Origin of the sequence: Streptomyces sp. NPDC051563 (assembly GCF_044454225.1) — a bacterium.
GTDB lineage: Bacteria > Actinomycetota > Actinomycetes > Streptomycetales > Streptomycetaceae > Streptomyces.
Map to the genome: position 1 here is coordinate 172,337 of NZ_JBITDL010000011.1, position 24,834 is coordinate 197,170.

Consider the following 24,834-nt stretch of genomic DNA (forward strand, 5'->3'; position numbering starts at 1 on the left):
CAGCGAACGGCCGGGCCGGTGGCACAAGGGGGGGATGACCCTCCACCGCCGCCAGGTCCTCGCGGGAGCCGCCACCGGCGTCCTCGCCTCGATCGGTGCGACGGCCCGCGCGGGGCCCCGTACGGCGCCCCGCCGCGCGGACCCGGACTACGGGGCGCTGGCCCGTACCCTCGACGGCCGGGTGGTCACGGCTGCCGACCGGGACTACGACGAGGCCCGGCAGCTCTTCCAGCCCCGCTACGACACGGTCCGGCCGGGCGCGGTGGCCTACCCCGCGCACCCGGGGGACGTGGCCGCCTGTCTGGACTTCGCCCGGCGCTCGGCCGTCCCCGTGGTGCCGCGCGGCGGCGGCCACGGCTACGCGGGCTGGTCCACCCGCGAGGCCGGACTCGTCATCGACACCGGCGCCATGGCGGACGTGGCCGCGGAGTCCGGGACGCAGGTCCGGATCGGCGCGGGCGCCCGGCTCGGGGAGGTGAACGCGGTCCTCGCCGCACGGGGCCTGGCCGTCCCGACGGGGCTGTGCCCCTCCGTGGGCATCGCCGGTCTCACCCTCGGCGGCGGACTCGGGTTCTCCTCCCGCGCCCGGGGCGCCACCTCCGACCGGCTCACGGGAGTCACCCTGGTGACCCCCGACGGAACGGTCCGAGAGGTCGCCGCCGACCGCGAGCCCGACCTGTTCTGGGCCCTGCGCGGCGGCGGGGGCGGCAACTTCGGGGTGGTCACCGGGTTCCGCTTCCGGACCCACCCGGTCGCCGACTGCGCCTTCGCGGAACTGCACTGGTCCGCCGCCGACTCCTCCGCCGTCCTGCGCGGCTGGCAGCGCTGGCTGGAGGCGCTGCCCGATCCGTTCTGGAGCCAGGTGGAGTTCACCGTCGACGGCGGCCCGGTGGGCGCCCCGGCCCTGCGGGTGCTCTGCCTGGACGGCGGGCGCGCCGAGCTGGAACGGCAGCTGACCCGGCTGTGCGACCTGGTGGGCGGCCCGCCCCGGGACAGCTGGACCGTCGTACGCGGCTACGGGGACACCGTCCGGGCGATGGCGGGCTGCCTCGATCGGGACCCCGCCGCGTGCCGGCTGCCCGGCAGCCTGCCCGGACACGACCCCCGCGGACGGCTCGGCCGCGACTCCTACGCCGCCCGGTCCGACTTCTGGGCCCCGGACGGGCTCACCGAACCGGCCGCCTCGACGGTGCTGGCCGCCCTGCGGCGCTACGCCGGGAGCGTGCCGCCCGGCGGCGTCGGCGTGGTGCAGTTCGACGGGGTCTGCGGCGGGGCCCTCAACCGGATCCCGGCGCGGGCCACCGCCTTCGCGCACCGCTCGGCCGGGTTCCTCGCCCAGTACCTCGTCTACTGGCCCGGCCCGGCTCCGGCCGCCGACATCGGCCGGCACCAGGACTGGCTGGACCGGATCTGGCAGGACCTGCGGCCCTGGGCGGGCGGAGCCGCGTACCAGAACTACGCCGATCCGAAACTGACCGGCTGGCGCACGGCCTACTACGGACCGAACCTGGCCCGCCTCGAAGAGGTCCGGCGCCGCTACGACCCGGACCGGCTGTTCCGCTTCCCCCAAGCCGTATAGCCCCCCGGCCCCTGGCACCTCGCCTCCAGCTCCCCTAGTCCCCTCGCCCCTCGCCCTCCCTGCCCATCCCCGAAGAAGGAGACGGACATGCGACGTACGTTGACGGTGGCGGCTGCCACGGCCGCCCTGCTGCTGCCCGGCGGGCCGCTGCCCGAGGCCGAGGCCGGCACCGCCCCGGCCACGTCCCCGGCCCCGGCCGCCGACCGGTGGTCGGCCCGGGAGGCGGAGTCGTTCTGGACTCCCGACCGGATGGCGTCCGCGGTCCCGATCACCCGCGGCGGTGCCCCGGCGGCGGTGGACGGGACCGGCCGGGACTTCGACGGCATCCCGGTCGTCGGCCGGATGTTCGTCATGCAGGGCGGCGGCGCCTACTTCTGCACCGCGAGCGTGGTCGCCTCCCCCGGCCGCGACCTGGTGCTCAGCGCGGCGCACTGCCTGCTCGGGACGGACACCCGCCAGGTGGCCTTCGTACCGCAGTACACGGCCCAGAACCCCCAGCCGTACGGCATGTTCCCGGTCCTGCGCGATGCGGCCGGCCGCTCCAAGGTCTGGATCGACCCGCGCTACCGGGAGCTGGGCGCGGACCGGGGTGCCGCCCTCGACGTGGCCTTCGCCCAGGTCGGCCCGGACGCCGACGGCTACCCCGTGGAGGACGTGGTCGGCGGGAACCGGCTGATCACCGGAGCCCCGTACGCACACAAGCAGGTCTCGCTGATCGGCTATCCGGCCTCCGCCGACCGGCCGCGGCTGTGCGTGAACCGGACGACGAAGTTCACCAGCACCGATCCGGGGATCCCCGGATCGTTCCTGCGGATCGACTGCACCGGCTATCCGGGCGGCACCAGCGGAGGCCCGTTCCTGACCGGCTTCGACGAGCGGACCGAGACCGGCGACGTGATCGGGGTGATCGGCGGCTGGAAGACCGGCGGGGACACCCCCGACACCTCCTACAGCTCCTACTTCGGGGCCGACATCAAGAAGTTGTACGAGACGGCTCTTGCCGGGGCGCGGGTGGCGTGAGCACCCGCACCCAGCGGGTGCGGCGCGGGTTGCCCACCGTGCGCGGGGTCGCCGGCAGCCCCTCCGCGGTCAGCGCTTCGGCGGGCGCGAGGCCGAGCTGCCGGCGCAGGTCCGCGAGGGCGGTGTGCACGGGGCTGAGGATGACCTCGGCACGCGGATGGGCGTACGCGAGGGCGTGCGCGGCCGTCTCGATGGCCTCGGCGGCGTCCTCGGCGGCGCCCCGGCTCCACCCTCCCGGGGCGGTGCGCCCCCAGGGGGCGAGGGCGTCGTAGAGGTGGCAGGCGGCATCGGCCACGGCATCGGCCTGTTCACCGACGCCGGGCGCCGCGATCGACGGGAGCTCCATACCCGCTCAACGAGCGGAATCCGCCCGGGGAACGGAGGCCGCCCGGGGAACGGAGGCCGCCGCGGTCGGGGGCGGGCGGTCACGCGGACACCGCCTGCAGCCAGAGCGGCAGCAACAGGAGGGAGACCAGGGAACTCTTGATCACGACGGCGGCGGAGAGGTTCACGCCCACGTCGTAGCGCTGGGCGAAGATGAACAGGTTCTGGGGCGTCGGCATCGCGGCGATCAGCACCAGGTACGTGAGCCACTCGCCCCGGACCCCGAACAGCACCCCGCACACCGCCCACGCCAGCAGCGGGAAGGCCACGCACTTGAAGCCGATGAGCGCCAGCTCCTCGGCCGTCGTGCCCCGGACGTCGAGACCCATCCCGCCGAGGTGCAGTCCGAGGGCGAACAGGGCCACCGGGGACGCGCTGTCGCCGACGAAGGCGGCCCCGTCGAGGACCACCCCCGGCACGTGCACGGAGAGCAGGTTGAGCAGGATCCCGGCGTTGCAGGCGAGGACCAGCGGGGTGACGAGCGAGGCGCTGACGGCGCGGGACAGGCGCCGGGCGGGGCCGCCCGAACCGGGGCCGGCGCGGCCCAGCTCCATGATGGCGATGACGACGAGCGACAGGACGCACACCTGGAAGAGCAGCACCGGGAAGATCGGCGCCGCCGTCCCGAAGAAGGTGATGAAGACGGGGACGGCGAAGTAGGCGGTGTTGACCTGGACCCCGGCCATCACGCGCAGCGCCACGTCCCGCGGATCGCGCAGACCGGCCGCCGCGGAGGCGGCCGCGACGGCCACGACCGCGAGCGCGGCGGCCGCCGCGTAGCCGCCGATGGCCCGCCAGTCGAAGAGGGCGGAGAGATCGGCGGCGTAGATGTTGCCGAACAGGTAGCACGGGACGGCGAAGAGGAAGGCGTAGTCGGCGAAGGCCTTGGAGGCCTCGGCGGGGACCACCTTGCGGCGTGCGAGGAGCACGCCCGCGCCGAACGCCAGCGCCACCGGTATCAGTTTCTCGAGCGCGGCCGCCCCGCCCATGCCCACCCGCTCCCCGCCGTTCACCGACCGTCCGGGCCGGACGCGTCGTCCCGGTTCATCCCGTTCATCCCCGCCGGACGCGGTTCCCGGCCGTCCGGGCCGGACGCGGTTCCAGGCCGTCCTGGCCGGGCGCAGTCTATGCCGGACGGCCGGCGCGGCCCGGCCCGGGCTTGACCCTGACGTGCGGGTCAGGGTTTAGCGTCTGCGCACCCACCCGCCCCGGCCCGGCGGCGGCCGTCCGCGCCGCCGCCGGCCGCGCCGCTTCGAGGAGCCCCGATGGCCACGGCCGCCCTGCCCCGCACCGCACGCGAGATCCGGCTCGCAGCCCGCCCCGAAGGACCGCCCGAGCGGGCGCACTTCACCGTTGCCGAGGTGGCGCTGCCGGAGCCCGGGCCCGGGCAGGTGCTCGTCCGCAACCGCCACTTCCTGGTGTTCCCCGGGCTGCTCACGCTGATCGGCGGCGCGGTCGAGGGGCTGCCGCTGCCCTCGCTGAGCCCCGGGGACGCACTGTTCGGGCCGGCCGTCGGCGAGGTGGTGGCCGCCCCGGCCGGCAGCCCGCTGGGCCCGGGCGCGCTCGTCTCGCACCTGCTCGGCTGGCGGGAGTACGCCCTGGTGGACGCGGCCGACTGCACACCCCTCGACGACACCCTGCCCGACCCGGTGGCGCACCTCGCCCAGGGCTCGGCCCCGTACGGCGCGCTAACCCGGCTCGCCGGGGTCCGGCCCGGGGACACCGTCCTGGTCACCGGAGCGGCGGGCGCGGTCGGAACCCTGGCCGGCCAGACGGCGCGGCTGCTGGGCGCGGGCCGGGTGATCGGCACCACCGGCTCCGCGGAGAAGGCCGAGCGGCTGGTGGCGGAGCTGGGCTACGACGCGGTCCTGCTACGGGGCTCCGGGCGGCCGATCGCCGAGCAGCTCGCCGGGGCGGCGCCCGGGGGGATCGACGTGCTCGTGGACACCGTGGGCGGCGAGCAACTGGCCGCGGCCGTCGGCGCCGCCCGCCACGGCGCCCGCTTCGCCCTGCTCGGCGCGCTCTCGGGCCAGCTGGCACCGGGGTCCGCCGGCGCCTGTGCCCCGGCGGAGATCGACTCGTTCCGCCTGGTCGTCAGGGGCGTCTCGGTGCGCGGGTACCTCGGTACGGAGCATCCGGGCGTGGAGCAGGAATGGACCGGCCGCTTCGGGGCCTGGCTGCGGTCCGGTGAGATCCGCTTCCCCCATGTGCGGATCCCGGGCATCGATCGCGCCCCGCAGGCGTTGCGGGAGTTGACGCAAGGACGGCACTTCGGCGCCGTGGTGGTGGAGTTGCCGCACTAGGGGGTCTCCGCAAAGTCCCGCCTGCCTCGCGACGCCCGGCACGCGCTCTCGGCGCACCGGGCGAAATCCCGAGTACGTCCAGTACACGGGCTTCCGCCCGGTGCGCCGAGAGCACGCACCGAACGCCGCGAGGGCGCCCTCCGGGCGCCCGGCGCCACTTCGCGGACACCCCCTAGGGGGTGTCCTGCCGACGCGGCTCGCGCCTACCGCATCTCCTTCTGATACCAGGCGACGTCCCAGTAGGCACCGAATTTGCGACCCACCTCGCGGTGCACGCCCACGGGTTCGAAGCCGAAGCGGTCGTGCAGTCGGAGGGATCCCGGATTCGGAAGGGTGATGGCCGCATAAGCCCGGTGGACGTCTTCTTCCGCGAGGGCGCGGAAGAGCTCTGCGTAGAGCAGGGAGCCGATGCCCCGCCGCCCCTGGTCGGGCGCCAGATAGATGCTGGTCTCCACCGAGGTCTCGTACGCCTGCTTGGGGCGGTAGGGGCCGCTGCAGGCATAGCCGATGACTCGTCCGTCCGACTCCGCGACCAGCAGCCGGTGCCGTCCGGCCGCGGGATGTGCTTCGAGCCATTCCCGGCGCATGCCGGGGGTCAGGGGCTCCACGTCGAAGGTGACGGGGGTTTCCCGGACGTAGTGGTTGTACAGGTCGGTCAGCGCCGAAAGGTCGCCCGATGCGCCGGGACGGACGAGGACATCGGCGTTTCGGCCCTGCCCGGGAATTGGTTCTCCGGATTCCATGAGCATCACCGGAGGATAGCGAAAGAGCGATCGATCCCTAAGCCCCGATTGATGCGGCCGACCGCGCGGCCCGCTCGATCTTCGCGCGGTGGGCCGCACGGGCATCCTCGTCGATCTGCTGCTCGTGTTCGGCGCGCGGCCCGGTCCGGCCGTCGAGGCCCTCGCGCAGGATATCGGCGTGTCCGGCATGCCGGACGGTCTCGCCGAGGACATGGGTCATGACGGCGAACAGGTTCGTGTGCGCGTGAGGCTCCGGCCACCACGGCACGTGGCCGGGAGCGTCGAGGGGAAGCCCGTTGATCGTCGTGTCCGAGTGTTCCCACGTGCGCCGGTAGAACCCGATGATCTGATCGCGGGTCTCGTCCCCGGCCGCCCACTGATCGCTGCCGTCGGAGTCCTGCCACCGGGACAGCGGTTCCGGGGAGGGACGGCCGAAGACCTCGCCGAAGTACCGGGCCTCGACGGTGGCCACGTGTTTGACCAGCCCGAGGAGGTTGGTCCCGGTCGCCGTCAAAGGTCGACGGGCGTCGTACTCGGACAAGCCGTCGAGTTTCCAGAGCAGCGCCTCGCGGTCCCGCCGCAGTCTCCCGAGCAGGTTGTCCTTCGCGAATTCATCGATCATGCGGCACGAGCCTGCCATGGGCCTCCCGCAGTCTCAAGATCCAGTACGTGGTCCGCACCGGCCGGCAGACCAGAGGCCCGGCTACGTAGGACGGCCTATAAGACCCGCACGCGGCGTCACACCGTTTCGGAGACTTCCCGCCGGGCCGGATCCCCGGATTCCGTGTCATCGGGGGTGCCTGCCGCGGGAGCGGCCGCGCGCAGCGCCGCCTCGACGCGGCGGTTGCCGGTCATGTTGGCCGTGATGGCGGTCATGGCGAGGAGGAGGCCGGAGGCGGCGTAGAGCGGGGTGCGGACGTCGTACGCGGTGGCCAGCCAGCCGCCGAGGAAGGCGCCGAACGGGGCGGCGCACATGGCGAGCATGCGGGAGGTGGAGGCGACCCGGCCCATGAGGTGGGCGGGGACGATCGCCTGCCGCAGGGAGGGGGCGAGCACCATCGTGGCACCCATGCCCGCCCCGCAGACGGCGAGCGCGAGGCCGGCCGCGTACGGGTTCCCGGCGGTGGCGAGCCCGAGGACGGCCAGTCCTTCGACGGCGGCCGTGCACGTCAGCGCGGTGCCGGTGCCGAGCCGGCGGCCGAGAAGGGAGGCGATGCCCGCACCGAGCAGGCCGCCGGTGGCCTCCGCCGTGAGGAGCAGGCCGAAGCCGAGGGCGCCGATGCCGAGTCGGTCGTGCGCGAAGAGGGCGAGTACCGTCTCCACCGCGATGAAGGCGATGTTCCCGACCGCCGGGCGCAGTGCGAGCCCGAGCAGCAACCGGTCCCGGAAGACGTACGAGGCCCCGGCCCGCGCCTGCCGCAGCAGCGACTCACGGGCCTGCGGTACGGGACGGGGCATGCTCGGCAGCGACCGTACGAGCAGGGCGGAGACCGCGAACGACACCGCGTCGGCGAGCAGCGGAACCGCCCGCCCGAGTGCGAGCAGCGCACTGCCCGCGGGCGGCCCGGCGAAGCCGGACGCGGCGGTCTGGGCGCCGCGCAGGCGGGAGTTGGCGCGTTCCAGCAGCGCGGGGTCGCGGCCGAGCAGGTCCGGCAGGTAGGCCGTGGCGGCGGTGTCGAAGAAGAGTCCGCCGAGGCCGAGCAGGAAGGCGACGGCCCCGAGCAGCGGAATGCTCAGCACGTCGAGCGCGGCGGCGGCCACCGGTACCGCGAGGAGCACGGCACGTGCCGCGTCCGCGATCCACATCGTGCGCCGGCGGTCCCAGCGGTCCACCAGGGCGCCGCCGAGCAATCCGAAGAGCAGCCACGGCAGGGTGCCGGCGGCGGTGACGACGGCGAGTGCCATCGGATCCCGCGTCAGGGTCAGCGCGATCAGCGGCAGCGCGGCATGCGTGACCCCGTCGCCGAGCGAGGACACGGTCTGCGCGGTCCACAGCCGTCCGAAGCCGGTGGGGAACTTCTGTGTGCCGGTGGTCACTTGGAGTCTCCCTCGGTGCTCTGGTCGCGACGTGCAGGGTGGAAGAGGGCGAAGACGAACGAGGCGTCGGGCAGCGCCGGATCGGACAACTCCCGGTACTCGTCCGCCAATGCCTCCAGGCGCGCCCCCAGCTCCGCGAACTGCTCGTCGGTGAGCCGCAGGTGTGCCATCCCCACGTGCCGCTCACCGTCCGACGGCGCCCCTTCCAGGTCCGCCACCGCGTGCCGCATCAGCAGGTCCGGCCCGCCCTCGCCCGGGTCCGGCAGCACGATCGACCGCGCGGCCATCGCGTAGTACCGCTCGTTGACCCCCCGGACCTTCCGCGTCCGCACCACCTTCACCAGGCCGGCCCGCTCCAGCAGGCGCACGTGATAGCTGGAGCTCCCCTTCGCCAGGCCGACCCGTGCGGCGATCTGCGTGATCGTCGCCGGCTCGAAACGGAGCATGGCCATGATCCGGTGGCGCGTGAGGTTGGAGACGGCGCGCAGCTGCTCGTCCGTGGTGACGTGAAAGGCCTCGGGGGGCTCATCGGTGGGCATGGCTCAATGGTCAACGTTTCTTGACCATTGAGCAAGGGAGTTCCGACAAGAGGGTGACCGCCGTTCCGCTTCCGGCCACGCTTCAGCTCCGCGTGGCGGAGCTCGTGGGCCTGGAGCCGAAGCCGGGCATGGCGGAGGCGGGCATGGCGGAGCCAGGCCTGGCGGAGGTGGGTGTGGTGGACCTGGGCGTGGTGGTCGGATTCCGTCCCACCACGCTCACCAGCGTCCTGGACCGGCCGGAGCGGGCCGGACGGAACCCGGCCGCGGCCCCTTCACGTGGGCGGCGACCGGGGTGTGGCGTCGGTCCCTAGGCGGACCGGCGGCGCAGCAGCATGCGTACGACGAAGACGATCGCGAGGATTACGACAGCGAGGAGCAGGATGACGAGGAGGGTCTTGAAGAAGCCGCCGCCCTTCTTCTTGCTCTTCTTTTTCTTCTTCTTGTTGCCGGTGGTGGCCTGGACCCGGGACGACGCGGGTGCGCCGAGTACCGTCACCTCGCCCGCGCCGGACGCGAGGGGACCCTGGTGGAGAGCTGCGGAAGCGGGTGCCTGCCGGGCGGTGGGCGCGGCCGCCGTCGCGGTTGCCGCCGGCCCCAGCAGCAGTCCTGCGATGACGAAGAGCGGTACGAGGGCGGACGCCGCCGTACGGGACCGCTTCTTCGGAGCGTGATGGTTCTTCACTGTTTCCCCCTGTTGTTCGATGCCCCGTCAAGAGCCTGAGAGACCCGGGCAGAAGGGGTCTTGCAGCATCGTCGGGGAGGCCGACCGCCCCGGCAAGAGGTCACGCCTCGGAGCCGGTGAGTTTCTCGGCCTTGCGTGCCGCCACATCCGCCCGCTTCCGTGCCTTCGCCGCCGCTTGCCCGGCCGTGCGCAGGCCGGCGGCCGCGGCCGCGCTCGCCGCCCGGGCCTCCTCCAGCCGGGCCACCGCGGACCGCACCGCGGCCTCAGCGCCGTCCGCCAGTTCCTGTGCCGCGGCCTCCTCGGTACTCAGCCGGTCCGCTTCGGCGCGGGCTTCCGACAGCTCCTCCCGGGCTGCCTCGATCCGTTGACGCCGTGTCTGCTCCGCTCCCCCGTCCGTTCCCGGCGCCGGAGTCCGGCGGGTTGCGGGGCCCGCGGGCTCGGGCGGAGCGCTCTCCTTCCGCCGGGGCGGAGCCGCGCCGGGCTGTGGTTCGAGGCCGGTGAAGCCGGACGCGGGGTCCGGGGACCGCACCAGGCGGCCCCCCGCCCACCGTTCGGCGACCTCGGGATCGGCGAGCACCGCGTGGAGGATCCGCTCGACCTCGCTCAGCACCGGCTCGCTCACCGTCTGGTCAAACTCGGCGGCCAGGGAGCGTGCCGTGCGCGCGAGACGGCCGATCACCAGGTGCTGGTCGTGCGACAGCTTGCGCAGCTGCCCGGCGTCCAGGGTCCGGTGGGCGGTGCGCAACGCCTCGCCGAGCAGGAGGAGCTGCCGGGCCTCTTCCGGCCGGCCGCGGGCGAGCAACCCGGCCGTCCACACCGCCACCGTCGGCTTGCGCAGCGCGGCGATCGCCGCGGCGAGCTCCCGGTCCCCGGCCTTCCGGGCCTTGGCCACGTACGCGTCCCGGGCCGAGGTGAACTCCGAGGGCCGCACCGCGTACAGCTCCGCCGTCACCGACTCCACGTCCATGTTCATGCCCGGCAGTCTCCCGCCCGTGGCCGCGACCCGGCCGTCACCACCCGGCACACCGCGCGTCGCCGCCCCGCGCGGAGCGATGACGAGCAAGCTGGTGGGGTAGTGGGCCATGTGTCGTCGGGATGGCCGGTGCCGCCGGAGGGATGGGTTGCCGTGGAGCGTACGACCTGCTGTGTGGTGGGCGGCGGGCCCGCCGGGATGGTGCTGGCGCTGCTGCTGGCCCGGGCCGGGGTGGAGGTCACCGTGCTGGAGAAGCACGGGGACTTACTACGCGATTTCCGCGGCGACACCGTGCACCCCTCCACGCTGTCCCTGCTGGACGACATCGGCCTCGCCGAACGGTTCGCCCGGTTGCCACAGCGACGGGTGACCTCGGTGCAGCTGCCCGTCGGGCCGGACCGTTCCCTCGTCACCGTCGGGAACATCGCGGCCCTGCCCGGGAAGTACAACTACATCGCGATGGTGCCGCAGTGGGACCTCCTCGACCTGCTCGCCGACGAGGCGCGCAAGGAACCCTCCTTCCGGCTCCGCATGGACACCGAGGCCACGTCCTTCCTGATGGAGCGCGGGCGGGTCGCGGGCGTGTGCTACCGCACGGCGGACGGGGCCACCGGTGAAATCCGGGCCACGCTGACCGTGGCCTGCGACGGCCGCGGATCCTTCGCCAGGGCGCTGCCGGAGCTCGGCCTGCGGGGCTTCCCGTGCCCGATGGACGCCTGGTGGTTCCGGCTGCCGCGGCACGAGAGCGATCCCAGCGGGCTCCTGGGAGGCCTGGGCGAGCGGTTCTTCAGCGCGCTCATCGACCGCGGCGACTACTGGCAGTGTGCGGGGCTCATCCCCAAGGGGACCGATGCGCAGCGCCGCGCGGAGGGCCTGGACCGCTTCATGGCCCAGTTCGCGCAGGCCGTCCCGTGGCTGGCGGACCGGGCGGACTCGGTCACCTCCTGGGACGAGGTCAAGCTGCTCGACGTCCGGCTGGAGCGGCTGCGCCGCTGGCACCGGCCGGGTCTGCTGTGCATCGGCGACGCCGCCCATGCCATGTCGCCGGTCTTCGGCATCGGCATCAACCTCGCCGTCCAGGACGCCGTGGCGGCGGCCCGCCATCTCGTGGGACCGCTGCGCGCGGGGAGCGTGGGGCTGCACGACGTACGCCGCGTACAACGGCGGCGCATGCCGACGACGGTGGCGACGCAGGGCCTGCAGCGCCTGGCCCACACGCAGGTCATCGAGCCCCTGCTGGCCGGCCGGACCGCCTTCGGCCACCCGCAGGCGGCGAAGCGGCTGACGGAGCTCGTGACCGGGGCGCCGTGGCTGAACCGGGTGCCGGCCTACTTCATCGCGTACGGGGCGCTGCGGGAGCGGCCACCGGTGGAGTCGGTCCGCGCCCGCATGCGGGACTAGGCTCCGTGGGATGGAACGCTCAGAGGTCCTCAAGCGAGTGATCGGCATCCTCACCGAAGCCCAGGACATCCGTCGGGCCGTCGAGGACGAACGGGATGCGGCCGGGGAGGAAGGAGCCGGAGCCGGCGGCGATGACGGGGCCGGCGGCGTCGACGCCGTGGAGGCGACGGCCGGCGTGGCCTCGACCCTCCTCAACGAGATGCTCCCGTCGATCAGCGTGCCGGCCGACGCGACTCCGCAGCAGGTGGCAGCGGCGGTGGCCGAGGCCCTCGGCCCGGCCCTGCACACGATGGTCTCCGGATTCAGCCTGGCGTTCACCAGCCTCGCGATCGCCCACGACGCCGGGCGCACGGACGTCTCCGCGATCGAGGTCCTCCAGGAACTCGCCCTCGAGGTCGAGGCGGGGACCTACGACGAACGGCCGTAGGGGCGGCATCCGTAGCGGCTCCATGGAGCCGCCACCGAGCCGCCACGGATAAAACTTCTACAGAATGTTGACGCGCCTCTATCCGCAGAGCCCCGGCCCGATGGACGATTCGTGTACCGCCCCCGCCGTCACTGACCGATCGTCAGTGCGGAGAAGGGCGATCCCCCTCGTTCGTTGGGAGGCCACACGCCATGAACCCGCTCAGCGAGTGTCCCGAACCCGTCCCCACCTCCTTACCGGGAGCCCGCCCACCCCAAGTCAGCGCGCCCGCGCCCGAGACGGGAGCGCCCAGCCGACGCCGAGTCCTGGGAGGCCTCGGGATGGCCGCAGCCGTCCCCCTCGTCCTGGGCGCCGGGCGGACCCGGCCGCCCGGCGGAACGGCCCCGGGCCAAGCCGTCGTCCTCAGGAACGCCGCGCTCGTGCTCACCATGGATCCCGCCCTCGGTGACGGCCCCCTGGGCACCGTCGAGCACGCGGACGTCCACATGCGGGGCGGCGCCATCGCGGCCGTGGGGAAACGGCTGCCCGCACCGCCCGGCACCCGGGTGATCGATGCGACCGGCCATCTGGTGATGCCGGGATTCGTCGACGTGCACACCCACCTGTGGCAGTCCTCGATGCGGGGCGGCTGCGCGGACCGCGACCTGTTCGGCTGGCTGGCCGACTGCAACCGGGCGACGTTCTCCCGTATCACGCCCGCGGACATGTACCGCTTCGTCCGGCTCGGCGCCCTCGACTCCGTCCAGTCCGGCGTGACCACGCTCGTGGACTGGGTGGACGCCCTCCCCTACGACACGACGGTCCAGTACGTGCGGGCCCTGGCCGACACCGGCGTGCGCTTCACGTACGCGATGTTCCAGGCCGAGCGGGAAGCCTCGCTGATCACCCGCACGAAGAGGGAACTGATCGACCCGCTCCCGCTCGCCTCGGCGCAGGTCGCCACCCATGCGGCACGGGCCATCGCCGGCCTCAACCGGCTGCACTGGGAGATCGCCCGCGACCTCGGAGTCATGCTCAACAGCCATGTCCTCGAACGCTCCGAGCAACGCGCGGACGATCCGGTCGGCACGCTCACGGACATCGGCGCACTGGGTCCGCAGCTCCTCATGAACCACGCCGTCCACCTCACCGACGAAGAGATCGCCGCCGTCGCCGCGCACGACGTACGGGTCGCGCACTGCCCGCTCAGCAACATGCGCCTCGCCTCGGGGATCATGCGGCTTCCCGACCTCGGCCGGCGCGGGGTCAAGACCGGACTCGGCCAGGACGGCGGGACCAACGACTCCTCGGACTTCTTCGCCCTCATGAAGGCGGCCGTCGGTCTTCAGCGTGCACGCGCCCTGGAGTCCTCGGTGTTCCCCCAGGTGAGCGACGTGCTGCGGCTCGCCACGCTCGGCGGCGCCGAGGCGATCGGCATGGCCGACAGGGTGGGATCCCTGAGCCCCGGCAAGCGCGCCGACGTCATCGTGATCGACCCGGCCGCCCTCAACTTCGCCCCGCGGTTCGACTGGATCAACCAGATCGTCTTCAACGGCCGTCCGGAGAACGTCCGCGCGGTCTTCGTGGACGGCCGGCCCCTCAAGCTCGACGGCCGCCTCGTCGACATCGACACCGAGCGCGTCGTCCGGGAAGCGGAATCCGCGGCCACCCGCCTGCGCACCGCCTCCTGATCCGGAAGAGCAGAACCGAGCCGGAACACGGCACGGCCCCGGGTGGAGGCGCTCAACGCGCGCCCACCCGGGGCCTGTCCGCTCACATCCCCTTCCCCCTGAGGGTCAGGGGGAAGGGCTCAAGGGTAGGTGATCAGCGCCCCTGGAGCGACTTGACGTTGTCGCCGAAGCTCCAGCCCTTCGAGCCGTCCCAGTTGATCGACCAGGTCATGAGACCCTTCAGCGAACCGCCGAAGGCGTTCCAGGACTGGCTGACCAGGCTCGGCGCCATGTAACCGCCGCCCGCGCCCGTCTGGGCCGGGAGGCCGGGGACCTGCTTGTCGTACGGCACCTTGATGGTGGTGCCCTGGATGGTCAGGCCGTTGTTCAGGCAGGTGGTCTGGGCGGTGAAGCCCTGCACGGTGCCGGCCTGGTAGGAGTCGGCGGAGCACCCGTACATGCTGCCGTTGTAGTACTGCATGTTCAGCCACCACAGCCGGCCGTTGTCGGCGTACTTCTTGATGATCGGCAGGTAGGAGCCCCAGATCGATCCGTAGGTGACGCTGCCGCCGGTGACGTACGCGGTCTCGGGGGCCATCGTCAGGCCGAAGCCCGCGGGCATCTGGGCCAGTACGCCGTCGATGATGCGGATCAGGTTGGCCTGCGACGCGGACAGCGTGTTGATGTTGCCGCTGCCGGACAGACCGGTCTCGATGTCGATGTCGATTCCGTCGAAGTTGTACTTCTTGAGGATCGGCACCACGGTCGCCACGAACTTGTCGGCGACGGTGCTGGAACTCAGGTCGATGCCGGCCGCGGCGCCGCCGATCGACATCAGGATCGTCGCTCCGGCCGCCTTGGCCTGGCACATCTCGGCGGGGGTCGCGACCTTGACGCCGGCGTCCATCCCGTCCTGCCACTGGACGGTGCCGTCCGAGAGGATCACCGGGAACGCCGCGTTGATGACGTTGTAGCCGTGCGCGGCTATCCGGCCGTCCGTGATGGGCACCCAGCCCATCCCGGGGTGGACTCCGTTCGAGGCGCCGTCCCAGTTCTCCCAGTAGCCCTGCAGGACCTTGCCGGCCGGCTTGGCCTTCGTGGCGCAGGTCTCACCGGGCGGGGCGGTGGTCGGGGGCGCCGTGGTCGGCGGCGCGGTGGTCGGCGGTGCGGTCGTCGGGGGCGCGGTGGTGGGAGGTGCGGTGGTGGGCGGCGTCGTGGTCGGCGGCACGGAGGGTGAGGGGCTGCTGCCGCCCGGACCGACGAGCGATACGTCGTCCGCGTAGTACGCGGGCTGCCCGTACCAGCCGTGCAGGTACACCGTCACCGAGGTGGTGCTCGGCCCGGTGGTGAAGCCGACGCTGAGCTGACCGTACGACGGGCTGCTCGGTGTCCAGGTGGACGGGGTTCCGGTGAGGCCGGTGCCGGTGGCGCCCAGGTATACGTAGCTGCCCTGGACGTAAGCACTCAGCGTGTACTGGGAGTTGGGCTGCACGCTGATGGTCTGGGTGCACTGCGCGTTGTCCTGGCCGGACGGCGTGGCCTTGAGCGCGGAGGTACCCGCACGGACCGGACTGCCGACGGCCGCTCCGGAGCCTCCGGAGCAGGACCAGGCGGAGAGGCCGCTCTCGAAACCGGAGTTGACCACCAGGTTGGCGGCGACGTCCTCGGTCGTCGCGGCGCCGGCCGTGACGGCCCCCGCCGCTGCCAGGCCGGCACCGATGACGGCGGCGGCGCTCACTCCGGCGAGGGAGCGGTTCAGGACGGTGGCTCCGTGCTTGGCGCGGCCGGTCCGGTTCGCACCGGGGCCGAGGTCAGCCGGGAGGCGCGGAGTACGTGATCTCCGACGGAACATGGTGTGCTCCATTCAGGCCGAGCGCCGTGGGCATGGCGACGCGTGGGGGCGTGGCGCCCGGCTCTGGGTGTGGTGGGGACAGGTGGGGCTGTGCCGACCGGATCGTAGGAGCAACGGAACGGCCGGTCAATAGGTCTGGACCAATTGCCGGTTGGGGTGCGGTCGTGCGGGTGCGCGATCCGCCCGCCGCCGGCGCGACGTCGAACCCGCCTTCCTTCGGCGGGAGTCCGGCCGGGGCTTCTCAGGAGGGGCGGCCGGGGCCCATGATGGCGTGATGGCAGTCGGCGAGGATCTGCTCTGGGACGCGGCGGACCACACCATGCGGAGGGTGCCGCGGCTGCGGCGCATGGCTGTGGTTGCGTGCTGCCTCGGCTTCTTCGCCTTGGTGCTGTGGGCGGAATCCGACGTCCGGTGGGCGGCCTCGGCCGCCGTGGCCTACGTCCTTGCGGAGACCGCGTACTGGCTGTGGGACCGGCGGCGCCTGGTCGAGGCGCGGCTCGTCCCCGATGGAGCCGGAGTCGGCGCCGTGCTCCGCCTCCGGCGTGCCGGCGGTCGGACCACGGAACACGACCCCGGTGAGGTGGTCCGGGTCCTCGTCGTCCACGACAACATCGACGGCTCGGCGAAGCTCCGCCTGCACCTCCGCAAGCGGCGGCTCTGCTTCGGACGCCCGGGCCGCCCTCCGGTGCTCACGGCCTGGCGCAGGGCGTGCCCGGGGGCCGACGTCGGCGACAGGCACGCCCGTTGGGGCATGCCCGGCATCCCCGACTAGGGGGTCGGCGAGGGCCCGGGGGTTCTCGGTCCCGGGAAGGCGCCGGTCAGGGGAGGAGGTGGGCGGAGAGGTCGCGGACGGTGGCCATGTCGCTGAACGGGATGAGGGTTTCACCCACGATCTGGTGTGGTTCGCTGCCCTTTCCCGCGATCAGGACGATGTCTTCGGGCTGCGCCGCGGACAGGGCGAAGGCGATGGCCCGGCGCCGGTCGGCGGAGCGTTCGTAGGGTGTGCCGGTGCTTTCGATGCCCGCCGCGATCTGGTCGAGGATCGTCTCGGGGTTCTCGGTGCGGGGGTTGTCCGAGGTCAGGACGCACAGGTCGGAGTGGGCGCCGGCGATGCGGCCCATTTCGGCGCGCTTGGTGGTGTCGCGGTCGCCGCCGCAGCCGAAGACGGTGATGACGCGGCCGCGGGCGAAGCCCCGGATGGCGGTGAGGATCTTGTCGAGGGAGTCGGGCGAGTGGGCGTAGTCCACGATCACCGAGGTGCCGGCGGCGGTGACGAAGCGCTCGAACCGGCCCGGTACGGGCGGCATCTGGGCGAGCGCGGAGACCAGTCCGTCCAGGTCGTGGCCCAGGACGTGGCAGGCCGCCACGGCCGCCAGCGCGTTGGACACGGAGAACCGGCCCGGGACCGGGATCGCGGCCGGGTACTTGTGGCCGTCGTGTTGCAGCGTGAACCGGGTGCCCGCGGCGTCCGCGATCAGGTCCGTGGCACGGAAGTCGGCGTCCTGGTCGAGGCCGTACGTGGTCACCGCGCCGGGCATCATCGCCGGGATCCCGGCTCCCACGACGTCGTCCACGTTGACCACCGCGTACCGGCACAGCCCCTGGAACAGCCTCAGTTTGGCGTCCGTGTAGTGGGCCATGGTGCCGTGGTCGTCCAGGTGGTCCTGGGTCAGGTTGGTGAACACGCCGACGTCGACGAAGGTCCTGTCCACCCGGTACGTCTGCAGGGCCATCGAGGTGGCCTCCAGGACCACGCTGCCGGTGCCCCGGTCCCGCATCCGGCCCAGGAGGTACTGCAGGTCGGGTGATTCCGGTGTGGTCAGCACCGAGGGCGGCATCGGGATCATCTCGTCGCCGATGCGGCTGCCCGCCGTCCCGATCACGCCCACCGAGGCGCCCTCGGAGATCCTGAGGAGCGACTCGACCATGGAGGCGATGGAGGTCTTTCCGTTGGTCCCGGTGACCGCCACCATGTCCATGTGCCGGCCGGGCTCTCCGAAGTAGCGGGAGGAGACGACCGCGGCCGCCTTGCGGGTGTCGCGGACCCGTACGATGCACACCGCCGGAAGGAGCTCCCGCCCGGAGGGTGCGGCGGCGGCTCCTTCCTCGTCGACGAGCACCGCCACCGCCCCGCGCGCGAGCGCCGCACCGATGGCCTCGGGGCCGCCGCCGTGGTGGCCGGGTACGGCGATGAAGAGCGAGCCCGGCACCACCCGGTCGACGTCGAAGGTGGTGGCCGCGGTGATCTCCGTCGACTCGGGGTCGCCCTGGAGGACGTGGTGTTCATGGCCGGTCAGCAACCCGCTCAACTTCACGGTGGTCCCTTCGGAGGCGGCTACGGCCCGGCGCACGGCCCTAGCCTGGTGGCGGCGCCGACGGAGCGTCGGGGCCGCGGGTGGTGCTCTGGGGAGGGCGATGCGTCGCCCTCGGGACGACGGGGGCCGGGCCGGGCCCGGTGTCCGGGCCGGGCCGCGGGCTGCCGGGGGCAGGGTCCGTCGCCGGGGATGGTGCGGCGGGAGGGAAGGGGCCCGGGCGCGGTGGGAGGGCGCTAGCCGTGGCCGTGCAGGACGCCGCGGCCCACCGTGGGGGCCTGGGCGTCGGCGGCGGTCCGGGGGCTGATGCCCGTCCGGCCCGCAGGAACCGCGGGCGCGCCGGGGGCGGCCTGCGGCGGGCAGTCCCCCGTGACACGTCGTGTGCGGCTCATGAGCCGAGTGTACGTGCGCGCACCCGGTCCGTACGCCGCGTCCGTTCTCGCCGGCCGGGGGCGTCCGCCCCGGTCCGGGGCCCGGCGTGGCGGAATCGCCCGGCCGGCCGCGTCCGGACCGGGATGGTGAGGGCCGGTGCCGGAGCCCTCGGCGCCCGGCCGCCGCGGGGCCGTAGTCGGCCCGGCCGGTGACGGAGGGCGTCCGGTAGGGCCGCGGCGGAGAGGTGACGCGGACGCGGGGCGGAGCCCGGGCCCGCTACTCGGGGGTGCCGTCCGGCTCCACGGTCATGCGGGCCACGTGCAGGGCCAGGTAGGAGACCTCGTCCTCGCTCAGGCGCTCCCCCAGGCGCAGCTCGACGATGGTCGCCAGCTGCTGGGCGGTGCGGGTCGCCTCCGGGTAGTGACGGCGGATTCCCTCGCCGATCGTCGACTCGTGGCCCTTCAGCTGCCGGTGCTGCTGGATGCGTACGAAGAGGTAGCGCACGTGGGTGATGAACCGCGCCGCGCTCATGGACTCCTGGGACACGGACAGCCCGTAGCGCTCCCGCACGACGGCGAGCATCTGCTGGATGACCCCGGTCATCGTGTACGTGAAGGACAGGTCGCCCGTGGCGAAGCCCGCGTTGACCAGGTGCAGCGCGAGTGCGATCGCCTCGGAGGGATCCAGTCGCGGGTCCACCCGCTCGTTGATCGCCTCCAGCAGGCGCTGCGCCTGGGCGAACTCGGCGGCGTAGAGGGCCTGGACCTCCGCGCGCAGCGGGTACTCGATGACGATGCCCCGTGCGGCCCGGTCCAGCGCCCCGGCGACATGGTCGGCGACGGCGATGGCCAGGGTCGGCCGGGTGGACTCGCGCCCCTCGATGCCGGATTCGTCGAGGGCGATCACGACGGCCCGCAGGACCTCCTCGTCGATGAGGGCGAGGACCTCGCTGAGGTGGTCGGGGTCGCGTCCGTCGGCCGGGACGAAGACGCGGACGATCAGTGCCGGGTCGACCGGTTTGCCCTGGCGGGAGCTGAAGCCGATGCCGCGCCCGGTGAGGATGACCTCCTGGCCCTTGTCGTCGCGCGCGAGGACCACGTTGTTATTGAGGACACGCAGCGCCTTCAACGCCTGCTCTCCTTCTCGTTCGCGGTCCGGTTCTGCCCAATGATCCCGCATTGTCTGGCGCGCATGCGCCACCCTCTCCCCCGGTCCGGTCCGACGCGGGCACGCCCCACGAGGTGTGGGGCGTGCCCGCGTCGGATCAGGCCGCCTCTTGGCGGGTCGCTACCGCCGTACGGTCACCACGGGGGCACCGGCGGCGACGGTCCGGCCGGTGTGCGGCTCGACCGAGGTGAGGTCGGCGGTGTTGGTGACGGTCATGAGGGTGACGGTCGGGTGCTCCGCCGCGCGAACGGCGTCGAGGTCGACCTCGACGAGGAGGTCACCGGCCGAGACCTGCCGGCCGGCCTCGGTGCGGACGTCGAAGCCCGCTCCCTTCATCTGCACCGTGTCGATGCCGACGTGGATGAGCACCTCGATGCCCTCCGCGGTACGGATCCCGAAGGCGTGGCCGGTGGCGGCGACGATGACCAGCTCTCCGTCGACCGGGGCGACGATGCGGCCGTCGGCCGGCTCGATGCCCACACCTTCGCCGAGTGCGCGGGAGGCGAAGACGGGGTCGCCGACTTCGTCGAGGCCGACGACGCGGCCCGCGACCGGAGCGGCGAGCTCGATGGCCTTGCCTGCCGCGGGGGCGGTGGCCGTGGCGGTGGCGGTGGGAGCAGCCGGGGTGGAGCCGGCAACGGAGGCGGAGGCGCCCGCGGTGGCCGTCGCGGCGCCGACGGTGACCAGCTCGCGGTCATCGGCCGTCACGGCCTCGCCGCGGGAGGCGGCCTCGGCGGCCTCGGCGGCGTCGCGCTCGGCGTTGGCCTGGGCACGCTCCTCCGGGGTGCGGAAGTCGGAGAAGTACACGAGCGCCATCGAGACGAAGAAGGCGGCCGTGATGGCGATGCCGTAGGTGGCCATCGGGGAGAAGACCGGGATGGTCAGCAGGGAGGTGAAGGCGAAGGCCTTGGTGTCCACGCCGCCCAGGACGCCCACGAGCACGCCGCCGACGAGGCAGCCGACGAGCATCCGCGGGTAGATCCGCTTGAAGCGCAGGTGGATGCCGTACAGCGAGGGCTCGGAGATGCCGCCGAGCAGACCCGCGGCCAGGGCGCCGGTGGCGGTCTGGCGCATCTCCTTCTCGCGGTGGCGCAGCGAGAGCAGCAGCACGCCGGCGGTCGCGCCGAAGCAGGCGAAGTTCCAGGCTCCCATGGGGCCCTGGATGAAGTCGTAGCCGAGGGTGTTGATATTCACGAGCATCAGCGCGTTCAGCGGCCAGTGCAGGCCCAGCGGCACCAGGAACGGGTACAGCAGCGGGATGAGGATCGCGAAGACGATCGGGGCGTTGCCGTTCAGCCAGGACAGTCCTTCACCGAGGCCGTTGCCCGCCCAGACGCCCATCGGGCCGATGAGGAAGGCGGTGATCGGGATCATGATCAGCATGCTGAAGAACGGCACGAAGACCAGGTGCACGGTCTCCGGGAAGATGCGCTGCAGTCCCTTGTAGACCAGGGCGAGCACGGCGACCATCAGGAGCGGTACGAAGACCTGGCCGCCGTAGTCGTTCAGCTGCATCGGCAGCCCGAAGACGTGGGCCACGCACTCCTGGGTGCCGAGCGTTCCGTTGGTGGTGCAGGTGATGCCGGGGATCCCGGACTTCGGGTTGAGCATGCCCGTGAAGTTCGGGGTCATGACCGCGGCCATGACCGCGGCGCCCACCCAGGGGTCGATCTTCAGCTTCTTGGCCGAGTTGTACGCGACCATGACCGGCAGGAAGTAGAGCACCGAGCGCCACATGGCGTCGACGAACACCCAGGTGGCGGACTTGTCCGCGGCGCGGAAGTCGACGAAGCCCAGGGCGTCGAGGACGGAGGCGATCGCGATGATGAGCGAGGAGCCGAGCAGCACGCCCATGAGCGGGCGGAACGAGTCCGACAGGTACTCGAAGAAGTTGTCGACCCAGGCGTAGCGGCCACGGCTCTTGGCCCGCATCGCGGCCTTGACGTCGGCGTCGGACTTCGCGGCGGCCGTTCCGCCGCCCGCCATCGACGGCAGGTTCATGATCTCGGAGTAGACGCGTGCGACGGCTCCGCCGATCACGATCTGCAGCCGGTCACCGGACTGCGGGACGGTGGCCATGACGCCGGAGAGGGCATCGAGCGCGGCCGTGTCGGCCTTCGCCCCGTCGTGGAGCTGGAAACGCAGCCTCGTCGCGCAGTGCGTGAAGCTCTCGATGTTCTCGGCTCCGCCGACGCCGCGGAGGATCTGCTCCGCCAGCGTGCCGGGTCCGGCTACGGGTGTGTTCATGATGCGTCCTTGCATCCTGGGGCTCTTGCCATCTGCTGAGGTCCGCGATCTCTCACGCCCGGATCCGGGCAACAAAAAAGGCCCGGGTCGCGCACGCGGCGCCACCCAGGCCTTGCCTCCCCTCGAACGGCGCACCGCCTTGACGTCGTGGAACGACGAAGGTGGTGTCCTCGGGGAGTAACAATCCTGCGATCGAGATCGATCAGACAAAACCTTAACACCGGGAATTGCCCGCGGGGAGAGGTCGCCGACGTGGCGCAGGTCACGAGGGGCGGCGGGCCATCACGTGGGCGTCGAGGAAGCCGCGCTCGGTGGCCGGGTCGTGGACGAGCCGGGCGAACGGGACGAGGCCGGCCCCGGACAGCAACGCGGCGAACCGGTCCACCGGCCAGCTGTAGGCGGGCGTCACCTTGTGGTCGAAGCGGACCGGCGCCTCGTGCCGGTCGGTCGCGAAGAGCGAGACCATGAGCAGGCCCCCCGGCACCAGGACCCGCGCCTGCTCGGCGAGGAGCGCGGGCAGTTCGGCGGGCGGGGTGTGGATCATCGAGTAGTGGGCGAGCACGCCGCCGAGTGCGGCGTCCCCGACGGGCAGGGACTCCATGCGCGCCTCGTCGAAGGAGAGCTCCGGATGGGCCCGGCGGGCGTGGTCGACCATGGCCGGGGAGAGGTCGAGCCCGAAGGCGTCCAGCCCCATTTCGTGCAGCAGGGCCGTCAGGTGTCCGGGTCCGCACCCTGCGTCGGCCACCCGCGGATTCCCCGTCCCGCGCACCAGCTCGGCGAAGGTGGTGATCATGGCTCGGGCGAAGGGCTGGGTCTCCAGCCGGTCGGCGAACAGGGATGCGTAGAGCTCGACGATCCCGTCGTAGGCCGTCTTGGTTTCGGTCTGATGATCCGGCATGGGAGGGAAGCTAACAGCCCCGCGAGCGGCTCGGGGCCTCCCCTGCGGGCTCGGGAGAGGGCGTCCTCAGGCCTGCCGGGATGATGCCCGGTGTTCGGTCGGGGTGATTCCGTAGGCCTCGCGGAAGGCCCGGCTGAACGCCGTGGCGCTGGAGAATCCCCAGCGTGCCGCGATCTCCTGAACGGGCTGTCCGCCCTGCTCCCCGCACGCGAGATCGGCGCGGGCCCGCTCCAGGCGGTTCTCGCGGATGCGGGCCGAAACGCTCAAGTCCTGGCCGGCGAAGAGGGCGTGGAGCCCCCGCAGCGAGAGGTTGTGCCGGTCGGCGATCGCCTGGGGAGTCAGGCCCGGGTCTCCGAGGTTGTTCTCGATGAAGCGGTGGATGCGCTGCCGGGTCTCCTGTGCGCGCACCTCGGCGGGCGCCTCGCCCGGATCGCCGAGGTGCTGGGCGAGACACGCGGTGGCCAGGTCGAGGGCGATCGCCCCCAGCCCGCGCAGCTCCTCCGGGCTGCAGTACGGGCCGTGCGCGAGCAGCGTCTTCAGGAAGTCGGCCAGGACGGCCGCCGAGCCCGTGGCCGCGGACAGGTTCTGCGCGAGGAGGCGGTCCACGCGGTTCGAGCGCAGCGCCAGGGCCGGGCGGGGTATCTGCAGCACGATGGCCTCGCCCTGCCCGCCCGCGCTGACCCCTTCGCTCGGCCGCGAGGTGTCCGTGAGGACGAGTCCCCCCGCGATCACCGACTCGCTGCCCCGCTGGGAGATCTTGAAAGCGCCCTGGGTGATGAGCGCCAGCTGCATGTGCTCGGGATCACCGCGCCGGACGTGGGCCGAAGTGCGGCGCGAGTGCACCGGTGAGCACTTCAGGGCCGACAGCCGCACGGCGCCGAGGTCCAGGTCCGTGAACTTCGCCCGGAAGTCGGCCGCGTGCCGGGTGCTGAGCATGACGGGCATCACATCGCTGGACACCGTCTCGCAGAACCAGTCGAACCTGTCCTCGCGCGCCACGACGGCTTCCGTGGCCATCGACCAGCCCATGCGCTCCCCCACACCCTTTGACCTGGCAGTGAACCGGTTCCTCACCGGTTGCCCCACCGCCGCGCTGCCCCCCGTCACATGATCAAGTATCGGCCAGATGATTCCGGTGAACGTGACACCGGCCCCCCTCCCTCCCCCCCCTCTTCCCGCCTGGTTGCCTCGCCAGGTATCTTGCATCGCATGGAACCAGGTGATTCGACCAAGCAGGCGCGGGCCGCCGCGCAGCTGCGCAAGGGGGTCCTGGAGTACTGCGTACTCGCCCTGATGCGCGACCGCCCCCGGTACGGCGTGGAGCTCCTTCAGGCCCTGGAGGACTCCGGCACCCTGGCCACCAGCCAGGGCACGGTCTACCCGCTGCTCTCCAGGCTGCGCCGCGACGACCTGGTCACCACCACCTGGCAGGAGTCAGCCTCGGGACCACCCCGGCGCTACTACGCGCTCACCGACAGCGGCCGCGCCGCACTCGAGGAGTTCACCCGGGTCTGGCCCGGCTTCCGCGACGCCGTCGACGGCTTCCTCGCCCTTCCGCACCACGCCACCGGAGACCCCGCATGAAGACCTCGGCCGATCCCGTACGCGACTACCTCTCCGCCGTCGGGCGCGAGGCCTCCGCGCTGCCCGCCGACCGCCGCCGGGAGCTCCTCGCCGACCTCGCCGAACACATCGAGGTGACCCGCGCCGAACGTCCCCACGTCACGATCGGCGAGGTCCTGGCGGAGCTCGGCGACCCCCGTACGATCGCGGCAACGGCCGTGGCCGAGGCGGGCGGCGGGGCGGCCGAGGCGGTCGGGACACCGGCCGCCGGCGGGGCCGACGCACCCGTCCGGCGCGGCACGGTGCACCCCGTGGTCCCGCTCCTGATGCTCACGCTCCCCTTCCTCCTCGCATCGGTCTTCCCCCACGTCCCCGCCGTCGGGTTCTGCAGCACCCTCTTCCGCGTCATCGGCGCGGTGCTCCTCTGCACCTCGGTGCACTGGAGCACGGGCCGGAAAACGGCCGGCGTGCTGCTCACCGCCGTCCTGCCGACCGTCGCGATCAGCATCTGGACCTGGTCCGGCGCCGCCCCCGCGGGCGACACCGCGGCCACCCTGGCCAACGTGGCGACCCTCGCCCTGCTGGCGGGCACGACGGCATGGCTGTGGCGGGTCCGCCGCGCCTGAGGCATGGGCGCAGGGTCCGGGGCTTCGCCCTCGTGGTCGCGGTCGCGGGGGCGAGTTGGG

The 24,834-nt window shown here is 72.8% G+C and carries 25 protein-coding genes and 1 pseudogene; 10 read left to right on the forward strand and 16 right to left on the reverse strand.

Features of this window, described 5'->3' with window-relative positions:
- Positions 1–34 precede the first annotated feature (34 nt).
- The gene (locus ACIA8F_RS15495) at positions 35–1,579 is read left to right on the forward strand and encodes an FAD-binding oxidoreductase (RefSeq protein ID WP_399379035.1); all 1,545 of its coding nucleotides are present in this window, start codon (positions 35–37) and stop codon (positions 1,577–1,579) included.
- An 87-nt stretch (positions 1,580–1,666) separates the two neighbouring features.
- Entirely contained in the window at positions 1,667–2,599 is a 933-nt protein-coding gene (locus ACIA8F_RS15500; protein ID WP_399379037.1) for a trypsin-like peptidase domain-containing protein, read from the forward strand.
- Here the strand turns inward: ACIA8F_RS15500 and ACIA8F_RS15505 are convergent.
- Both ACIA8F_RS15505 and ACIA8F_RS15510 read right to left on the reverse strand, forming a co-directional pair.
- Positions 2,553–2,945: a hypothetical protein gene (locus tag ACIA8F_RS15505; protein WP_399379038.1), complete on the reverse strand. Its 393-nt coding sequence runs from the start codon at positions 2,943–2,945 to the stop codon at positions 2,553–2,555. The two genes, ACIA8F_RS15500 and ACIA8F_RS15505, sit on opposite strands and share 47 nt — an antisense overlap.
- Before the next feature lie 79 nt (positions 2,946–3,024).
- Positions 3,025–3,972, reverse strand: a complete 948-nt coding sequence (locus ACIA8F_RS15510) for an AEC family transporter (protein ID WP_399379124.1) — start codon at positions 3,970–3,972, stop codon at positions 3,025–3,027.
- 276 nt (positions 3,973–4,248) lie between these two features.
- On the opposite strand from ACIA8F_RS15510, the gene ACIA8F_RS15515 reads away from it, so the two are divergent.
- Positions 4,249–5,286 carry an MDR family NADP-dependent oxidoreductase gene (locus ACIA8F_RS15515; RefSeq protein WP_399379040.1) on the forward strand — a complete coding sequence of 346 codons (1,038 nt, stop codon included), beginning with the start codon at positions 4,249–4,251 and terminating at the stop codon, positions 5,284–5,286.
- A gap of 203 nt (positions 5,287–5,489) precedes the next feature.
- Here the strand turns inward: ACIA8F_RS15515 and ACIA8F_RS15520 are convergent, their stop codons facing one another.
- From ACIA8F_RS15520 to ACIA8F_RS15535, 4 genes are all read right to left on the reverse strand, one after another.
- On the reverse strand, positions 5,490–6,035 hold the full coding sequence (locus tag ACIA8F_RS15520; RefSeq protein WP_399379041.1) for a GNAT family N-acetyltransferase: 546 nt from the start codon (positions 6,033–6,035) through the stop codon (positions 5,490–5,492).
- A gap of 31 nt (positions 6,036–6,066) precedes the next feature.
- Positions 6,067–6,651: a DinB family protein gene (locus tag ACIA8F_RS15525; RefSeq protein ID WP_399379043.1), complete on the reverse strand. Its 585-nt coding sequence runs from the start codon at positions 6,649–6,651 to the stop codon at positions 6,067–6,069.
- 116 nt (positions 6,652–6,767) lie between these two features.
- Positions 6,768–8,066, reverse strand: coding sequence for an MFS transporter (locus tag ACIA8F_RS15530; protein WP_399379045.1), 1,299 nt, complete (start codon positions 8,064–8,066; stop codon positions 6,768–6,770).
- Entirely contained in the window at positions 8,063–8,605 is a 543-nt protein-coding gene (locus ACIA8F_RS15535; protein WP_399379047.1) for an ArsR/SmtB family transcription factor, read from the reverse strand. The genes ACIA8F_RS15530 and ACIA8F_RS15535 overlap by 4 nt, the downstream gene beginning before the upstream one ends.
- A gap of 53 nt (positions 8,606–8,658) precedes the next feature.
- On the opposite strand from ACIA8F_RS15535, the gene ACIA8F_RS15540 reads away from it, so the two are divergent.
- On the forward strand, positions 8,659–8,916 hold the full coding sequence (locus ACIA8F_RS15540) for a hypothetical protein (protein WP_399379048.1): 258 nt from the start codon (positions 8,659–8,661) through the stop codon (positions 8,914–8,916).
- On the opposite strand, the gene ACIA8F_RS15545 is transcribed toward ACIA8F_RS15540, so the two are convergent.
- Positions 8,913–9,287, reverse strand: a complete 375-nt coding sequence (locus ACIA8F_RS15545) for a hypothetical protein (protein WP_399379050.1) — start codon at positions 9,285–9,287, stop codon at positions 8,913–8,915. The two genes, ACIA8F_RS15540 and ACIA8F_RS15545, sit on opposite strands and share 4 nt — an antisense overlap.
- Positions 9,288–9,387: 100 nt before the next feature.
- A complete protein-coding gene (locus ACIA8F_RS15550; RefSeq protein ID WP_399379051.1) occupies positions 9,388–10,260 on the reverse strand; it encodes a hypothetical protein in 873 nt (290 codons plus the stop codon).
- Between the two features lie 153 nt (positions 10,261–10,413).
- Here ACIA8F_RS15550 and ACIA8F_RS15555 point away from each other — a divergent pair, with 153 nt between their 5' ends.
- The 3 genes from ACIA8F_RS15555 to ACIA8F_RS15565 all read left to right on the forward strand — a co-directional run bounded on the left by ACIA8F_RS15555 (position 10,414) and on the right by ACIA8F_RS15565 (position 13,758).
- On the forward strand, positions 10,414–11,661 hold the full coding sequence (locus tag ACIA8F_RS15555; protein WP_399379052.1) for an FAD-dependent oxidoreductase: 1,248 nt from the start codon (positions 10,414–10,416) through the stop codon (positions 11,659–11,661).
- 10 nt (positions 11,662–11,671) lie between these two features.
- Positions 11,672–12,088, forward strand: a complete 417-nt coding sequence (locus ACIA8F_RS15560) for a hypothetical protein (protein WP_399379053.1) — start codon at positions 11,672–11,674, stop codon at positions 12,086–12,088.
- A gap of 320 nt (positions 12,089–12,408) precedes the next feature.
- Positions 12,409–13,758 (forward strand): amidohydrolase family protein, encoded by a 1,350-nt coding sequence (locus ACIA8F_RS15565; RefSeq protein ID WP_399379055.1) that lies wholly within the window; start codon positions 12,409–12,411, stop codon positions 13,756–13,758.
- 133 nt (positions 13,759–13,891) lie between these two features.
- On the opposite strand, the gene ACIA8F_RS15570 is transcribed toward ACIA8F_RS15565, so the two are convergent.
- Together ACIA8F_RS15570 and ACIA8F_RS15575 are read right to left on the reverse strand one after the other, a co-directional pair.
- Positions 13,892–14,965, reverse strand: coding sequence for a chitinase (locus ACIA8F_RS15570; RefSeq protein WP_399379125.1), 1,074 nt, complete (start codon positions 14,963–14,965; stop codon positions 13,892–13,894).
- An 84-nt stretch (positions 14,966–15,049) separates the two neighbouring features.
- Positions 15,050–15,601, reverse strand: a pseudogene (locus tag ACIA8F_RS15575) (carbohydrate binding domain-containing protein); the annotation flags it as partial.
- A 262-nt stretch (positions 15,602–15,863) separates the two neighbouring features.
- Between ACIA8F_RS15575 and ACIA8F_RS15580 the strand changes: the two are divergent.
- Positions 15,864–16,361 (forward strand): hypothetical protein, encoded by a 498-nt coding sequence (locus tag ACIA8F_RS15580; protein WP_399379057.1) that lies wholly within the window; start codon positions 15,864–15,866, stop codon positions 16,359–16,361.
- Positions 16,362–16,407: 46 nt separating this feature from the next.
- Here the strand turns inward: ACIA8F_RS15580 and ACIA8F_RS15585 are convergent, their stop codons facing one another.
- The 6 genes from ACIA8F_RS15585 to ACIA8F_RS15610 form a co-directional block, all read right to left on the reverse strand.
- Positions 16,408–17,904, reverse strand: a complete 1,497-nt coding sequence (locus ACIA8F_RS15585) for a UDP-N-acetylmuramoyl-L-alanyl-D-glutamate--2,6-diaminopimelate ligase (protein WP_399379127.1) — start codon at positions 17,902–17,904, stop codon at positions 16,408–16,410.
- Between the two features lie 233 nt (positions 17,905–18,137).
- Positions 18,138–18,293, reverse strand: coding sequence for a hypothetical protein (locus ACIA8F_RS15590; protein WP_399379059.1), 156 nt, complete (start codon positions 18,291–18,293; stop codon positions 18,138–18,140).
- Positions 18,294–18,549: 256 nt separating this feature from the next.
- Positions 18,550–19,401 (reverse strand): PRD domain-containing protein, encoded by an 852-nt coding sequence (locus ACIA8F_RS15595; protein WP_399379061.1) that lies wholly within the window; start codon positions 19,399–19,401, stop codon positions 18,550–18,552.
- A gap of 159 nt (positions 19,402–19,560) precedes the next feature.
- On the reverse strand, positions 19,561–21,687 hold the full coding sequence (locus tag ACIA8F_RS15600; protein ID WP_399379063.1) for a glucose PTS transporter subunit IIA: 2,127 nt from the start codon (positions 21,685–21,687) through the stop codon (positions 19,561–19,563).
- 262 nt (positions 21,688–21,949) lie between these two features.
- A complete protein-coding gene (locus tag ACIA8F_RS15605) occupies positions 21,950–22,585 on the reverse strand; it encodes a class I SAM-dependent methyltransferase (RefSeq protein WP_399379065.1) in 636 nt (211 codons plus the stop codon).
- A gap of 66 nt (positions 22,586–22,651) precedes the next feature.
- Positions 22,652–23,626 (reverse strand): helix-turn-helix domain-containing protein, encoded by a 975-nt coding sequence (locus tag ACIA8F_RS15610; protein ID WP_399379067.1) that lies wholly within the window; start codon positions 23,624–23,626, stop codon positions 22,652–22,654.
- Positions 23,627–23,794: 168 nt separating this feature from the next.
- Between ACIA8F_RS15610 and ACIA8F_RS15615 the strand changes: the two genes are divergently transcribed.
- Together ACIA8F_RS15615 and ACIA8F_RS15620 are read left to right on the forward strand one after the other, a co-directional pair.
- Positions 23,795–24,169 carry a PadR family transcriptional regulator gene (locus tag ACIA8F_RS15615; RefSeq protein WP_399379069.1) on the forward strand — a complete coding sequence of 125 codons (375 nt, stop codon included), beginning with the start codon at positions 23,795–23,797 and terminating at the stop codon, positions 24,167–24,169.
- The gene (locus ACIA8F_RS15620; RefSeq protein WP_399379071.1) at positions 24,166–24,774 is read left to right on the forward strand and encodes an HAAS signaling domain-containing protein; all 609 of its coding nucleotides are present in this window, start codon (positions 24,166–24,168) and stop codon (positions 24,772–24,774) included. Before ACIA8F_RS15615 ends, ACIA8F_RS15620 begins: the two co-directional genes overlap by 4 nt.
- Positions 24,775–24,834: the final 60 nt, after the last annotated feature.